This window comes from Streptomyces lunalinharesii, from assembly GCF_039532155.1.
GTDB lineage: Bacteria > Actinomycetota > Actinomycetes > Streptomycetales > Streptomycetaceae > Streptomyces > Streptomyces lunalinharesii.
This window is the reverse complement of record NZ_BAAARK010000008.1, coordinates 166,049-181,335: the sequence shown is the minus strand read 5'-3', so window position 1 is coordinate 181,335 and position 15,287 is coordinate 166,049. Positions and strand designations below refer to the sequence as shown.

The 15,287-nt window shown below is 70.3% G+C and carries 9 protein-coding genes and 1 CRISPR repeat array (1 of these 10 cut by a window edge); all 9 genes read left to right on the top strand.

Features of this window, described 5'->3' with window-relative positions; genetic code table 11:
* The first annotated feature begins 212 nt into the window (after positions 1-212).
* The 9 genes from ABD385_RS15570 to cas2e all read left to right on the top strand — a co-directional run bounded on the left by ABD385_RS15570 (position 213) and on the right by cas2e (position 14,490).
* The gene (locus ABD385_RS15570; protein WP_344575939.1) at positions 213-2,279 is read left to right on the top strand and encodes an FUSC family protein; all 2,067 of its coding nucleotides are present in this window, start codon (positions 213-215) and stop codon (positions 2,277-2,279) included.
* A 173-nt stretch (positions 2,280-2,452) separates the two neighbouring features.
* Complete coding sequence (mreB, locus tag ABD385_RS15565) at positions 2,453-3,577, top strand: rod shape-determining protein (protein WP_344575936.1); 1,125 nt, start codon at positions 2,453-2,455, stop codon at positions 3,575-3,577.
* 1,591 nt (positions 3,578-5,168) lie between these two features.
* A complete protein-coding gene (gene casA / locus ABD385_RS15560) occupies positions 5,169-9,752 on the top strand; it encodes a type I-E CRISPR-associated protein Cse1/CasA (protein WP_344575933.1) in 4,584 nt (1,527 codons plus the stop codon).
* Positions 9,749-10,471, top strand: a complete 723-nt coding sequence (casB, locus tag ABD385_RS15555; RefSeq protein ID WP_344575931.1) for a type I-E CRISPR-associated protein Cse2/CasB — start codon at positions 9,749-9,751, stop codon at positions 10,469-10,471. The genes casA and casB overlap by 4 nt, the downstream gene beginning before the upstream one ends.
* Complete coding sequence (gene cas7e / locus ABD385_RS15550; RefSeq protein WP_344575929.1) at positions 10,468-11,688, top strand: type I-E CRISPR-associated protein Cas7/Cse4/CasC; 1,221 nt, start codon at positions 10,468-10,470, stop codon at positions 11,686-11,688. Before casB ends, cas7e begins: the two co-directional genes overlap by 4 nt.
* A gap of 5 nt (positions 11,689-11,693) precedes the next feature.
* Positions 11,694-12,422 carry a type I-E CRISPR-associated protein Cas5/CasD gene (gene cas5e / locus ABD385_RS15545; RefSeq protein WP_344576146.1) on the top strand — a complete coding sequence of 243 codons (729 nt, stop codon included), beginning with the start codon at positions 11,694-11,696 and terminating at the stop codon, positions 12,420-12,422.
* Between the two features lie 2 nt (positions 12,423-12,424).
* On the top strand, positions 12,425-13,129 hold the full coding sequence (cas6e, locus tag ABD385_RS15540) for a type I-E CRISPR-associated protein Cas6/Cse3/CasE (RefSeq protein ID WP_344575926.1): 705 nt from the start codon (positions 12,425-12,427) through the stop codon (positions 13,127-13,129).
* 3 nt (positions 13,130-13,132) lie between these two features.
* A complete protein-coding gene (cas1e, locus tag ABD385_RS15535; protein WP_344575923.1) occupies positions 13,133-14,143 on the top strand; it encodes a type I-E CRISPR-associated endonuclease Cas1e in 1,011 nt (336 codons plus the stop codon).
* Positions 14,140-14,490, top strand: coding sequence for a type I-E CRISPR-associated endoribonuclease Cas2e (cas2e, locus tag ABD385_RS15530; protein WP_344574558.1), 351 nt, complete (start codon positions 14,140-14,142; stop codon positions 14,488-14,490). Before cas1e ends, cas2e begins: the two co-directional genes overlap by 4 nt.
* Positions 14,491-14,930: 440 nt before the next feature.
* A CRISPR array of direct repeats spans positions 14,931-15,287; the repeat unit is 29 nt; unit sequence CCGCTCCCCGCACCTGCGGGGGTGAGCCC; it runs 1,137 nt beyond the window's last position.

Sequence of the window (15,287 nt, the reverse complement as noted above, 5' to 3'; positions counted from 1 at the left end):
GACGCCGGACGGACCCCCGCACGCCCCTCTTTCCGCACCCCGACGCCCGCCCGCGCCCCGACGCTCCCTCCCCCTCCGAAACCCCTCCGCGCGCCCTTCCCCGGCCCGCCGGTCACCCCGGCCGCACCCCGCCGGACGGGCATCCGGGTCGCCCTCCCGCCCCCGCCGCCCGACACCCCGCGACCCCAGCTGCCGGCCCGTATCCTCGGGCCATGACCTGGTCGCGCGCGCTCAAGGAAGCCGCCCGCTCGGGGCTGACCATCGAACGGGCCAAGCTCACCCCGCTGATCGCGATCCGCGGCACCGTCGGCGTGGCCGTCGTCCTCGGCCTGTGCCTGTGGTGGGGCAGCCCCGCCCTCGCCGTCTCCTCCGCCTTCGGCGCGTTCTCCGCCGGCATCGCCACCTTCCAGCGCAGCATGCGCCCCCGGCCGGTCCTGGCACTGGCCGTCGCCGGCGCGCTGGCGGTCTCCACCTTCCTCGGCTACCTGGCCGCCGCCCACCTCGTCGCGTTCGTCCTGCTGCTCACCGGCTGGACCTTCCTGGCGGGCCTGGCCTGGGCGATCGGCCCGGTCTCCGGCCTCATCGGCACCCAGACCGTGGCGATCATGCTGATCACCGTCACGCTCCCGACGTCCGTCCTCGGCGCCCTCGCGCACGCCGCCCTCATCGCCTTCGGCGGCCTCGTCCAAGCCACCCTCGTCGTCCTGTTCCCGGTCCGCCCCTGGGGCATCCAGCGCGACGCCCTCGCCGACGCCCTGGCCGCCGAGGCCGACTACGCCCGCCGGCTGCGCCACGACCCGGTCGCCCCCTTCGACCCCGCGCCCCTGATGGACGCCCGGCTCGCCTCCGCCGTCACCCCCCGCCAGGCCAAGCGCCGCCCGGTGCAACTGCACGGCCCCCGCGGCCTCGCCGAACGCGTCCGCCCGGTGCTCGCCTCACTGGCCGACCCGGTCGTCGGCGCCCCGTTGGAAGGCCCCGAACGCGACCGCGCCCGCGAACTGCTCGGCGCCGCCGCCACCGTCCTGGACGCCGTCGCGCACGCCGTGCGCCACGACCGACCGGTCCGGCTGCCACCGGAGGCGATGGCCGCCCTCGAAGTCCCGGCCACCGGCCCGATGCTCACCGGCCCCGCCCGCCGGTCCGCCTACCGCCTGATCTCGCTCCTCGCCGACGCCGTCGAACTCACCGACGAACCCGTCGAGGCCACCCGCCCCACCACCGAGGCCGAACGCGCCCACCTGCTGCGTCCCAGCGTCCCCAAACTCGTCCCGGTCGCCCTGCGCGCCCTGCGCCGCGAGTCCCGCTGGTCCTCCCACGTCTTCCGGCACGCCCTGCGCGTCGCCGCGGTCGCCGCGACCGGCTACGTGCTGGCCACCGCCCTGCGGTTCGGCCACGGCTACTGGGCGCCGCTCGCCGCCGTCATGGTGATGCGCCCCGACTTCGCCCAGACCTACTCCCGCGGCGTCGCCCGCTTCGCCGGCACCCTCGTCGGCGTCGCCGTCGCCGGCGCCCTGATGGCCCTGGCCCACCCCGGCGCGTACGTCAGCGCCGCCCTCGCGCTGGCCTGCGTCTTCCTGATGTACCTGCTGATGCGCACCGGCTTCTCGGTCACCTCCGCCTGCGTCGCCGGCTACGTCGTCTTCCTGCTCGGCATCGTCGGCGCCGGCTGGGAGCAGACCGTCCAAGAACGCGTCGTGCTCACCCTCATCGGCGGCGTCCTGGCGATGCTGTCCTACGCGCTGTTCCCCGCCTGGGAGACGCCCCGGCTCCGCGACCGCCTCGCCGACTGGCTCACCACCAACGGCCGTTACGCGCTCGCCGTCCTCGACGGCTACGCCCGGCCCGCCGAACGCCGCCCCCGCCAGGTCCGCGAGGCCCTGCTGGACGCCCGCGCGGCCCGCGCCGCCTGGGAGGCGAGCGAGGCCCGCGCCGAGAAGGAGCCGGTCCGGCACCGCGGCCTCTCGCTCCCCGCGGCCCGCGCGGCCAGCGCCGCGCTCGCCACCATGGGCCGGGTCACCATGATCGTGGAGGCCCATCCGCCCGACCGGAACGCCGCGCCCTCGCCCGGCGCCGCCGCGTTCGCCGCGGCCCTCGGCCCCGCCCTGGACCGCGCGGCCCGCGCCCTGCGCGACGGCACCCCCCTCGACTGGAGCGCACCGCAGGAGACTTGGGAGCAGTGGAACGCCGAGGGCGAGCACACCGGCGTCGCCGTCCGCGCCTGCGAACTCCTCCTGGACGCCCTCGACGACCTCGCCGAGGCGCTGCCGCCCGACCCCTGACCCGCCCCTGGGCCCCCTGCTCCTTGCCGCCTCTTTACCCCGCAGACCGCCCCCGCAGGAACCATTCAGCACCCCCAGTAGTCTAGATAATTGCCCGCAATTACCGTCATTGGTAAGCCAATGGCGCTCTCTGCGGCGCAATGTCCTCCCGAGAGAGAGCAAACGAACTCCCCATGGCCGCCAGCACTTCGTCCGGTACGTACGACATAGGCATCGACCTCGGCACCGCCAACACCCTCGTCTACGCCCGCGGCAAAGGCGTGGTGCTGAACGAGCCGTCCGTGGTCGCCGTCAACGCCGCCGGCGACGTGGTCGCCGTCGGCTCGGAGGCCAAGCGCACCATCGGCCGCACCCCCTCCGGGATCACCGCGATGCGCCCCCTGCGGGAGGGCGTCATCGCCGACTTCGAAGCCGCCGAACAGATGCTGCGCGCCCTGATGAAGAAGGCCCTGCCCAGCCGCCGCTTCGCCCGCCCCCGGGTCGTCGTCTGCGTCCCCTCCGGCATCACCGGCGTCGAACGCCGCGCCGTCATCGACTCCGCGCGCGGCGCCGGCGCCCGCGAGGTCCACCTCATCGAGGAGCCGATGGCCGCCGCGATCGGCGCGGGCCTCCCGGTGGCCGAACCGGTCGGCTGCATGGTCGTCGACATCGGCGGCGGCACCACCGAGGTCGCCGTCGTCTCCATGGGCGGCCTGGTCACCGCCCAGTCCGTACGGGTCGCCGGCGACGCGATGGACGCCGCCATCTCCACCTACATCAAGAAGGAACACGGCCTGGCCATCGGCGAGCGCACCGCCGAAGAGATCAAGATAGCCATCGGCTCGGCCGCCTGGACCCCCGACGAGGACCTCCCCGCCGCGACGACCGACCCCGCCGCGGACCCCGACGCCGAGGACGCCCCCGCGCCCGCCCCGTACGCGTTCACCGTCCGGGGCCGGGACCACCTCAGCGGCCTCCCCCGCCTCCAGGAGATCACCGCCGAGGAGATCTGCACCGCCCTCGCCGAACCCGTCGAGGCCATCGTCCGCGCCGTCCACCGCACCCTCGACGAGTGCCCCCCGGAGCTCTCCGGCGACATCATCGAACGCGGCATCGCCCTCACCGGCGGCGGCGCCCTGCTCCGCGGCCTGGACCGCCGCCTCCGCCAGGAGATGGGCGTCCCCGTCGTGGTCGCCGACGCCCCCCTGGACTGCGTCGTCAACGGCACCGCCAAGTGCGTCGACGAGTTCGCCACCCTCCACGGCCTCCTCACCGGCGCCAAGAACGAACCCCGCAAGGCAGTCCGCCTCGGCCTGTAACACCCCACCCACCCCCGATCCCCCTGCCCGTGACGGCCGTTCGCCGACCGATCGGGCAGGGGGAGGACCGACCCCGCGACGCACAACGGCGAAGCGGCCGACTCCGACCGGCCGGCCGTGCCGCTGAACCCGGCGGGCCCGATGGACGCTCACCGCAGCCGGACGCGACGGGCGCCGCCGACACCCGGACAACCTCCACGTCGACGAGGGGTATGACTGGGACTACCTGCGCCGATGGCTGAGCGATCCCGGCATCAGCCACCGCACCGCAGCGAAGGCATCGACGTCTCAACAGCGGGCTGGGCCGTCACCGCTGCTCGACGAAAGAACGACTTCGTGGCTCGCCGGCCGCCGACGCCTGCACCGGTGCCACGAACGCAAAACCGAGAGGCGACTGGGCGTTAATTCTGCCTATTTTCGATGTGCGAAGCCGAAGTGAGTTCGGCCGTGGCGCAGGGGTGAAGCCGTTGAAAATTCCCGAGTCGAGATTCTGCACGGAGGCGGCCGGGGTGGCCGCAAGAGAAGCGTTGGCTAGCTGCCTGGTCAGCGGCTAGCGCGAGAATGACTTCTACTGGGGGCGACGGCGTAGCAGGACGCTCACTAGTGTGGCGAATTCGCGGAGCACCTCGGGGACTGCTGCCGAGTCGGCACGTTGGATCGCCACGATGGCGATGACAGTGCAGCCGATGACGGCACAGAAGAAAACGGTCGCGAAGGCGATCATGAAATAGGCAGGCAAAGTCTCTCCATGAGGAGTTCGCGTACAGGCTGGCGCATGGTGGGGAGATCCAGTGGTGGGAAATTACGAGACATGAAGCGGTCGAGAGGCCATGTACGACTCGCCCTCCTCTCCTGCATGGAGAGTGTTTGGGTCATCCGGCGATTCGCTCAAGCGCTTCCTTCCCGCCTGCGGCGAGCGCTCCAGCCCATGGGCAGATCTTATGTTCATTTTGTTCTGATCCCGTTGCCGCAGGGCTGGCGATTGTGGATCGCGTCGCCGCTTTATCGACAGTATTCGACGTGATGGCAACGGGAGGACAAGATGTGCGTGTCGCGTGCGGCTTCTAGCATTTTGCCCCCGCTTCGCGAACAACGTTCAGCTTGCCCGCGATTGCAGGAAGTGGGTCTGAGTGAAGGAGGGGATCCCCGCAGATGTGGGGAGCGGCCAGCGCTGCGCGTGACGACTTTCAGGGTAACATCCGAACGTGCTTCGGATTAGTGGACCCAGTTTTTCGTACCGGACGATTATGCGCACCTGTCGAATTTTAATGGTGCGCATATTTTTCGACCGGGTGAGATGTCCCGCAAATGCGGGAAGTGGGAGTTCGGTTGAATTGTACGCGAACTTTTCCCTGGCTTCGTTCCAGGGTTGATCGCTCGTCTTTGCCGTCACCATCTGGTTGAGGTGTCGCTCCGCCTTCGTGAAACCGCCTTGGCGGTGTGGCGTTTTTTGATCACGAATGGCGAGTATTGATCGAACCTCTCGTCTGGGGCGTAGCGTCCTTCAGGTCCCTGTTGAATAACCGCCGTGCATAACGAAGGGAACCCGCCGGCAAACCTCGGCGACCGTTTGACCGGTGCGGTTCGTACCGTGTGGGCCAAGCACGACCGGGTGACGGAGAAGTGGCTGCCGCTGTGGCGGCACATGGCGGACAGTGCTGCCGTCGCCGGGCTGCTGTGGGATCACTGGCTGCCGCGCAACGTGAAGGAGTTGATCGCGGAGCCGCTTCCCGAGAGGGAAGCCGATGGGCGGCGGTTGTGCGTGTGGCTGGCGGGGACGCATGACATCGGGAAGGCGACGCCCGCGTTCGCCTGCCAGGTGGATGATCTGGCCGATGTGATGAGCGCCGCCGGCCTCGGCATGCGTACGCGGAAGCAATTCGGCGACGATCGCCGGATGGCACCGCATGGGCTGGCCGGGCAGGTGCTGCTGCAGGAGTGGCTCGAAGAACGGCGTGGATGGACCCGCAGGGCTTCCGCGCAGTTCGCAGTGATGGCTGGAGGACACCACGGCGTACCACCGGACCACATGCAGATCCACCACCTCGACGCGCATCCCGAATTGTTGCGGACGCCGGGGCCGGCGGAGGCGATCTGGCAGCGGGTGCAGAACGAACTGCTGGATGCCTCCGCCGACGTCTTCGGGGTGGACGACCGGCTTGCCCACTGGCGAGGGGTGAAACTCCCCCAGCCGGTACAGGTGTTGCTGACCGCGATTGTCATCGTGTGCGACTGGATCGCCAGCAATCCGGATCTTTTCCCGTACTTTCCCGAGGAGCACCCCCGGAGCGAAAGCGAGCGGGTGGCCGCGGCGTGGCGAGGGCTTCGACTGCCCGCACCGTGGTCGCCGGCCGAGCCATGCGAGCAGGCGGCGGACCTGTTCGCCGCGCGCTTCGCCCTGCCGCCCGGTGCTGTGGTGCGGCCGGTGCAGGAGCAGGCGCTCTCCATGGCCCGGGGCATGGAACAGCCTGGGATGCTGATCATCGAGGCGCCCATGGGGGAGGGGAAGACCGAGGCAGCCCTCGCGGCGGCGGAGGTGTTCGCGGCCCGTTCGGGTGCGGGTGGGTGCTACCTGGCTCTGCCGACGATGGCGACCAGCAACGCCATGTTCCCGCGGCTTCTGGACTGGCTCGACCGTCTCCCGGCCTTCGCGTCGGCGACGGCAGGGGAATCCTCGCCGGAACAGCGTTCGGTCCTGCTGGCGCACGCCAAGGCAGCGCTCCAGGAGGACTACGCCGCCCTGATGCGCGAAAGCCACCGCACCATCGCCGCTGTGGACGCATACGCCGAGGACGAACGTCCCGCGGGCGGCGAGAAGTCCGTCTCCGCCGACCTCATCGCGCACCAGTGGCTACGGGGACGGAAGAAGGGCCTGCTCGCCTCGTTCGCCGTCGGGACGATCGACCAGTTGCTGATGACCGGTCTCAAGAGCAGGCACCTGGCCCTTCGGCACCTGGCGATGGTTGGCAAGGTCGTCGTCATCGACGAAGTACATGCCTATGACGCCTACATGAACACCTATCTCGACCGGGTGCTGTCGTGGCTGGGGGCATATCGCGTTCCCGTCGTGGTGCTGTCGGCGACGCTTCCGGCCGGTCGGCGGCGGGAGTTGGCGGCGGCGTACACCGGAGGGAGTGCCGATGCTCTCGGCGACGCCACTGGCTACCCGCTCCTGACTGCTGTCGCCCCCGGAGCGGAACCGGCGACAGCATCGCCCGCAGCCTCCGGGCGCCGGAACGACGTGGTGGTGGAGCGCCTGGCGGATGACGAGACCGCACTGGCGGACCGTCTGACAGCGGAACTGGCCGACGGCGGGTGTGCGCTGGTCGTCCGCAACACGGTCGACCGGGTGACGGACACGGCTGCCGCACTCAGAGCGAGGTTCGGTGCCGAGCACGTCACTGTCGCGCACGCGCGCTTCATCGATGTCGACCGGGCGCGCAAGGACGCCTCGCTGCTGGTCCGGTTCGGACCACCGGACCGCAACGGCACGTCACCGCACCGTCCACAAACGGCGCACATCGTCGTCGCGAGCCAAGTGGCAGAGCAGTCGCTGGACGTGGACTTCGACCTGCTGGTGACCGACCTGTGCCCTGTCGACCTGCTGCTTCAGCGAATGGGACGGCTGCACCGCCATCCCCGCGGTGAGCTGCAGAGCGAACGGCCTCCGCGCCTGCGGCAGCCGCGCTGCCTGGTGACCGGCGTTGACTGGCGGACGGATCCGGCGCCCACGCCTGTCAAAGGCTCGTGCACGGTCTACGGTGCGTATCCGCTGCTCCGGTCGCTCGCCGTACTCACCCCACACCTTGGAGCGCCCGGGAAGCGAGGACGGCCGGTGCGGCTGCCAGAGGACATCAGCCCTCTCGTTCAGCGAGCCTACGGCGCCGACGAACCCTGCCCGCCGCGCTGGGAGAAGACCGTCGATCCCGCGCAGGCCCAACACCGCGACGCCCGTGCCGAGCAGCAGCGGAAGGCGGAGGTCTTCCGGCTGGACGAGGTACGAAAGGCCGGACGGCCGCTCATCGGCTGGATCGGCGCGGGCGTCGGTGATGCGGATGACAGCAGGGCCGGACGAGCGCAGGTCCGGGACGGCCGGGAGAGCCTGGAGGTCCTGGTCGTCATGCGCCGGGACGACGGTGCCCTGTGCACCCTGCCCTGGTTGGACAAGGGCCGCGGCGGACTCGAACTGCCCACCGACGCCGTACCGTCCGCGCGCGCCGCACGCGCCGCCGCTGCGAGCGGCTTGCGGCTGCCCTATCACTTCTCCTTCCCCGACCAGGAGAACCAGGCCCTCGCCGAACTGGAAGAGCTCTACGTCCCCGCCTGGCAGGGGAAGGAGAGCCACTGGCTCGCCGGAGAACTGATCCTCGCGCTCGACGAGGACTGCCGGGCCCGGCTGGCGGGATGGAACATGGCGTACGACCCCGACGAGGGCCTGTTGGTGACCCGCGAGGAACCGAGCAAGGGAAGGGAAGCGGCGTCGATGCCCGCGGTGCCGTCCTTCGACCTGACCCATCGGCCCTGGTTGCCCGTTCAGCTTGCCGACGGTACGGAGCGCGAACTGTCCTTGTCGGAGGTGTTCGACCAGGCGCGCTCCATCCGTCGGCTCGTCGGAGATCTGCCGACCCAGGATTTCGCCCTCATCCGACTGCTGCTGGCGATCCTCCACGACGCTCTCGGCGGGCCCGGGAAAGGCGCGGCGCCGGCCGACAGCGACGAGTGGGAGGAGCTGTGGCTGTCCGAGACGCCGTACGCCGGTCGTGTCGCCGACTACCTGCACCAGCACCGCGATCGCTTCGACCTGCTGCACCCCGAGCGCCCGTTCTTCCAGGTCGCCGGGTTGCGGACAGCCAAGGACGAGGTCTTCTCCCTCAACCGCATGGTCGCCGACGTGCCCAACGGGGAACCGTTCTTCAGCATGCGCATGCCGGGGGTCGACCGGCTCGGCTGGGCAGAGGCAGCCCGATGGCTGGTGCACGCCCAGGCGTTCGACCCCTCGGGCATCAAGTCCGGTGCGGTGGGCGACCCCCGGGTGAAGGCAGGCAAGGGCTACCCTCAGGGCGTCGCGTGGGCGGGCAACCTCGGCGGCGTCCTCGTGGAGGGGGCCGACCTCCACGAGACGCTGCTGCTCAACTTGATGGCCGCGGACTCCACAGGGCTGCACACGGACCAAGCCGACCGTCCGGCTTGGCGGGCCAAGCCGTGCGGACCGGACGAGGCCCGCGACCTCGCGCAACGTCCCTACGGATTGCGAGACCTGTACACCTGGCAGTCACGCCGGATCCGGCTGCACCATGACGCCGACGGTGTCCACGGCGTCGTGCTGGCGTACGGAGACCGCCTCGAACCACACAACAAACTGCCGTACGAGCCGATGACAGGCTGGCGTCGCAGCCCGGCGCAGGAGAAGAAACGCCGTGAAGCGCTCGTCTACCTGCCGCAGGACCACGATCCGTCGCGGATGGCCTGGCGAGGGATGGAGGGCCTCCTCACCGGCCGGGAGGCAGCGACAGAGCAGGGCCGCGACGGCGCCCAGCGCCTGCGGCCCGGGGTCGTGGAGTGGGTCGCCCGGCTGTCCACCGAAGGGTTCCTTCCGCGCGGCCATCTGATCCGCACCCGCGTCATCGGCGCGCGGTACGGCACCCAGCAGTCGGTGATCGATGAGGTGGTGGACGACGGGGTCCTGATGCCCGTGGTGCTGCTCCATCGTGAGGACCGGCGGTACGGGCAGAAGGCCGTGGATGCGCTGAACGACGCGGAGAGGGCCGTAGGCATCCTCGCCGACCTCGCCACCGATCTCGCTCGGGCATCCGGGGCCACCCCCGAACCTCGCAGGGACGCCGCCCGAGACCAGGGATTCGGCACCCTCGACACCCATTACCGCCGGTGGCTGCGGGACCTGGGCGCCACCACCGACCCGGAAGAGCACCGCGACTGCTGGAAGCGGGACGTACACCGGATCGTCGGCGACCTGGGGACCGGCCTGCTGGACGACGCCGGACTGTCCGCCTGGGAAGGGCGCATCGTCCAGGCCCCGGGCGGCCCGCGATGGTTGAACGACGCCGCAGCCGAGCTCCGCTTCCGCAAACGCCTCGACGGACTCCTGGCCACCGATGACGACGGCCCGCCGGACCCACCGGCCACCCAACCCGCTCCCGTGGAGTCGCCGGTATGACCACCAGCCGTCCCGCCCCTGTCACGTCCGGTACGCGCCAGGCACCCCTCGGCCCGGTCGGCGCCGCCGTCCATCAGCGCATCACGCGGCTGCAGCGCGGCTATCTGGACGACCGCAGCGATGCCGTCGGCACATTGGCCCGGCTGCGACGCGGCATCGGCCGACCTGCCGGCGAGACCGCCGACCTGTGGGGCCTCATCGGCACCGAACCCCTATACGAGCAGTACGAGCGCCGAGAGTTGACCGAGGACGCCATGCGGCAGGCCGAAGAGGCGGCACATGCTGCCGTCACCTTGTGGTCGCTCCACCAGCAGTCCCATCACGCCGCCCGCATGCACCGCAGGCCCGGCCCTGAACTCGGCGCCGCCGTACGTCGCCTGGCCTCCGGACCCGAGATCGACGAGCCGACGCGCAAGCGCTTCGTCCGAGTGGGTACGGCCGCCACTCCCGTGGTGCTCGCCGGGCGGCTGCGCGACCTCGTTCTCCTGCTGCGCCGCGAGGCCGTTCCGCTCGACTACGGGTTGCTGGCCGACCAACTCCACACGTGGCAGAGCCCCGGCGGCCCCCAGGCGGTGCGCCGCTCCTGGGGCCGCTCCTACCTCGCCGTCCCCCGGCCCGCCTCCGGCAACGGCGAAGCGACAGCCGGGCCGAACGTGGCGGGCAGCAGCGACGGCCCGCAGGACCCCGACACGACCACCTCGGAGGACGACACCCCGTGAGCCGCACCATCATCGACGTGCACGTGCTGCAGACCGTGCCGCCGAGCAACCTCAACCGCGACGACACCGGTACCCCCAAAACCGCGGTCTACGGGGGCGTCCGCCGTGCCCGCGTCTCCAGCCAGGCATGGAAAAGGGCGACCCGGCGAGCGTTCCAGGACCTTCTCGACCCGGACGAACTAGGCGTGCGTACCCGCCGGGTGGCCGAGCTGCTGGCCGAGCGGATCACCGCCGTGGAACCCTCGCTGGACGGCGCCACGGCGCTGGCACTGGCCGCCGAAACGCTCTACGCCGCGACGGGTTCGAAGATCGAGGTGCCGCGCCGGAAGGCCGAGAACGCGAAGAAGAAGGGCGAGCCGGAGCCGCCGCCGGAGTCCTCGTACCTGATGTTCCTCAGCGCGCGCCAGATCGAAGGCCTGGCTCGCCTCGCAGTCGAGGGAGCTGATGACATCGCGGCGTACCTGAAGGTCAAGGAGAACAAGAACCAGGCCCGCGAGATCGCCGACACCCGGCACTCGGTGGACATCGCACTGTTCGGACGGATGGTCGCCGACTCCACCGACATCAACGTCGACGCCGCGGCCCAGGTCGCGCACGCCATCAGCGTCCATCAAGTCGAGAACGAGTCCGACTATTTCACCGCGGTGGACGACCAGAACGAGAAGGCGGAGGAGGCCGGTGCCGGCATGATCGGCACGGTCGACTTCAACTCGGCGACGCTCTACCGCTACGCCGCTCTCGACGTGGACCGGCTGCGCGACAACCTAGGTGTCGGCCGGCGCCCGGATCAGCCATTGGACGAGCCGGTACGCAGGGCGGTACGGGCCTTCCTGCACGGCTTCGTGGCCTCCATGCCCACCGGCAAGATCAACACCTTCGGCAACCACACACTCCCCGAAGCCGTCCTCGTCAGCCTCCGCTCGGCCAGGCCCATCAGCTTCGTCTCCGCCTTCGAGGAGCCCGTCCTTGCTCCGCAGGGTTCCGGCGGACATCTGCGCGGCGCATGCACCCAGTTGCTCGCGCACGTCTCCGACATCGAGAAGGCATACGAGGTCACCGGCGACAAGAGCTGGGTGCTCAGGGCGGGCGCGGCAACCGAGCCGCTGGCGGCGCTCGGCACCGCGGTCACCCTCAGCAGCCTGCTCGACGAAGTGAGCGACGCGGTCTCCGCACGGCTGGCGGGACAAGCGCCCGAGGGGCAGGATCGTCCCGCATGAGTGAAATGAGCGAACGCACCGGCGTCCTGACGCTGCGTCTCGCGGGCCCACTCCAGTCCTGGGGCGCATCGTCGCGCTTCGCACGACGTACGACGGAGCGCGCACCCACCAAGAGCGGAGTGCTCGGCCTGCTCGCCGCGGCTCAGGGCCGTGAGCGCGGCGCGGACCTCTCCGACCTCGCCGCGCTCACGTTCGCCGTCAGGCTCGATCAGCCGGGCACCCGTGTACGCGACTACCAGACCGCGCACCACGGCGACACCGGCAAGTCCATGCCGGTCTCCGAACGCTTCTACCTCTCCGACGCGGTCTTTGTCGCCGCTGTCGAAGGCGATGAATCCTTGATCGACGCCCTGTACGCGGCGGTGCGGGCCCCGACGTTCCTGCCGTTCCTCGGGCGCCGCTCCTGCCCGCCGTCCCGCCCGATCGACCTCGGCGTCCATCGCGGCGGCCTTCGGCGGGCGTTGCGGGCCGAGCCCTGGCAGGCTGCTGCCTGGTTCCAGCGCCGCCGTGCCCACGAGCGACGCATCGAACTCGAAGTGATCGCCGACCTCGCCGCCGGCGACGGCCCCGGTGACGCACTACGGGACCAGCCGCTCAGCTTTGACCCGCGTCACCGCAGGTACGGACTGCGCGAAGTCCACTCGAGCGCCGTCACCGTTGCCAATCCACTGGGCGCGGCCCGCCGGACTTCCCCACCGCCGAAACACGACCCGATGGTGCTACTGGAAGACTGACCATGTTCCTGACCCGATTCCGCCTCAACACCGCGCGTATGGGCGCCCGTCGGCTGATCTCCTCGCCGCAGAGCATGCACGCGGCAGTCATGGCGTCCTTCGCACAGAAGCCCGACCACCGGGGTGCCGGCCCCCGGGTGCTGTGGCGCCTGGATGAGCAGTCCCGCAGCGAAGTGCTGCTCTACGTCGTCAGCCCCGACCGGCCCGACCTCACCCATCTCGTGGAACAGGCCGGCTGGCCGACAACGGGCGGTTGGCAGACGAAGCCGTACGGTCCCCTCCTCGCCCGCCTCGCCGCTGACGACACCTGGGCCTTCCGGCTCACCGCGAACCCCGTGCACAGCATCCGGCGGCACGACGCCGAGCCGACCAAGCGCACCGCGCACGTCACCCCCCGGCATCAACTGGACTGGTTGCTCAAGCGGCAGGTGGAGGCCGGCTTCGAGATCGTGGAAAAGGCAGAGCGCCGGCCGGACGGCCTCGACGGCGTCTGGCACGAGGTCGTCGTCCACCACCGCGGCGACCTCGCCTTCCGTAAGAGGAACGAGTCCGAAGCCCGCGCGCACAAGGTGACACTGACCCGCGTCACCTTCGATGGGCGCCTCCGCGTCCTCGATCCCGATGCGTTCCGCCGCACCCTCACCTCCGGCCTCGGCAAGGCCAAGGCGTACGGCTGCGGGCTCATGACCCTGGCCCCTGCGGAGTAACCGATGACCATGATCAGCAAGCGCCCGGTCTCCAGCCCGCGGCAACTCACCCGCGTCGGTGACCGTCTGTCCTTCGTCTATCTCGAACGCTGTGTGGTGCACCGCGACGCCAATGCCCTCACCGCCGAGGACGCAGAGGGAGTGCGTCACATCCCGTCGGCGACGATCGGCACCCTGCTCCTCGGCCCGGGCACGCGGATCACCCACCAGGCCATGGCAGTTCTCGGCGAGAGCGGCGCCGTGGTGGTATGGGTGGGCGAGAACGGCGTACGTTTCTACGCCGGCGGCCGGGCGCTGAGCCGCTCCTCCGCTCTCGTGGAAGCCCAGGCCCTGGCCTGGGCGAACCAGCGGGCCCGGCTCGATGTCGCCAGGGCCATGTATCGCCTCCGCTTCCCCGACGAGGATCCGGCTGGGTGCACCCGCCGCCAGCTCCTCGGCCGTGAGGGCGATCGGGTCAAGCGTTGTTACGCGGAGCAGGCCGCCCGCACCGGTGTCACCTGGCGCGGCCGCCGGTTCACCCCCGGCGACTTCGACTCCGGGGACGCCCCGAACCAGGCCGTCACCGCTGCCGCGCAGTGCATGTACGGCATCGCCCAGACGGTGGTCGCGGCGTTGGGTTGCAGTCCAGGGCTCGGTTTCGTCCACTCGGGCCACGAACTGTCCTTCGTCCTCGACGTGGCCGACTTCTACAAGACGGACATCGGCATTCCCGTCGCCTTCGAGGTTGCCGCACAGGGCCCGGAAGACATCGGTTCCCGAACTCGGCGTGCGCTGCGTGACCGCATCAACAGTGCCGGGTTGCTGGACCGGTGCGTGCGTGACATCCAGGGACTGCTCGCACCCACGGGAGTCGACCTCCCGGACGACGCGGACCATGTCGCCCTTCTGTCCGACCGAGGTGCCGAAGTGGCCGCCGGCCGCAACTACGGCGATCACGGCGACAGTCGGGGTGGCACCTCGGCTCAGGAGGTCGGTATGCAGGATGCCCTCGCGCGAGACGGCGTCATCTGGTGACGGTCATCGTCCTCACGCACTGCCCGGTCGGTCTGCGGGGCTTCCTGACCCGCTGGCTCCTGGAAATCTCTCCGGGTGTCTTCCTGGGCAGCCCGTCCGCCCGCATCCGCGACGCCCTGTGGGACGAGGTTCGCCAGTACGCCGACAACGGCCGCGCCTTGCTCGCCTACTCCACCAACTCCGAACAGGGATACGCCTTCCGTACCCACGACCACACATGGCATCCCGTCGACCATGAGGGCCTCACCCTCATCTTCCGCCCCTCCAGCCGCCCGTCGCGCCCATCACCTTCCTCAGGCTGGAGCAAGGCCTCCAAGCGCCGCCGCTTCGGAAACCAGGCACCATAGCTCTGCCATCAACGGCTCCGCCTGCCGGACATGTTCGCGCGACGTGCCCGCACCGACAGGGCCTTTGCGGTTGAGATTCACTACATCGCGACTCCAGCGAGTTCACCTTCGGGCACTTGGCGCCTTGTCCACGGCGGTCTGCTGCTCCTGGCGAATGCTGGGTGGTGGGAATCGGCAGTGCCGTCCTTTTCCGCGGTCCGTGGCGAACCGCCTGCCGGGCATGCGGTATCAGGCCCGGCACTGTAGGAGGGGGAGTCGGGCGTCGACGGGGGTGTCTTTGGGGCCTTGGCCATTTCCCCCGAGGGCCCTCGGCGTGAGCGCGTAGCCTGTGGCGTGGAGGCATCTCTAACGGAACAGGTCCATGTTTATCCTGTATGTCCTTTTCTCTCATCCTTGCTGAAACAAGCGACGCCCCTTGATAAAAGCGCAGCTCACGAAGACCGCTCCCCGCACCTGCGGGGGTGAGCCCACCAAATCCCCCGGCATTGGGTTGGACTTGATCCGCTCCCCGCACCTGCGGGGGTGAGCCCCTGCGGCTCGGTGACGACGAGAAGGCGGTCATCCGCTCCCCGCACCTGCGGGGGTGAGCCCGCCCGCCTGACCGCCCCCAAGGGCCAGAAGCGCCGCTCCCCGCACCTGCGGGGGTGAGCCCTTTCAACGCAGATTATGGGCGCGTGTCGACGTCCGCTCCCCGCACCTGCGGGGGTGAGCCCTCGGGTTCACGCCCGTTGTTGACGAGGACCAGCCGCTCCCCGCACCTGCGGGGGTGAGCCCAACGAGCGGACTCCGGGCCAGCG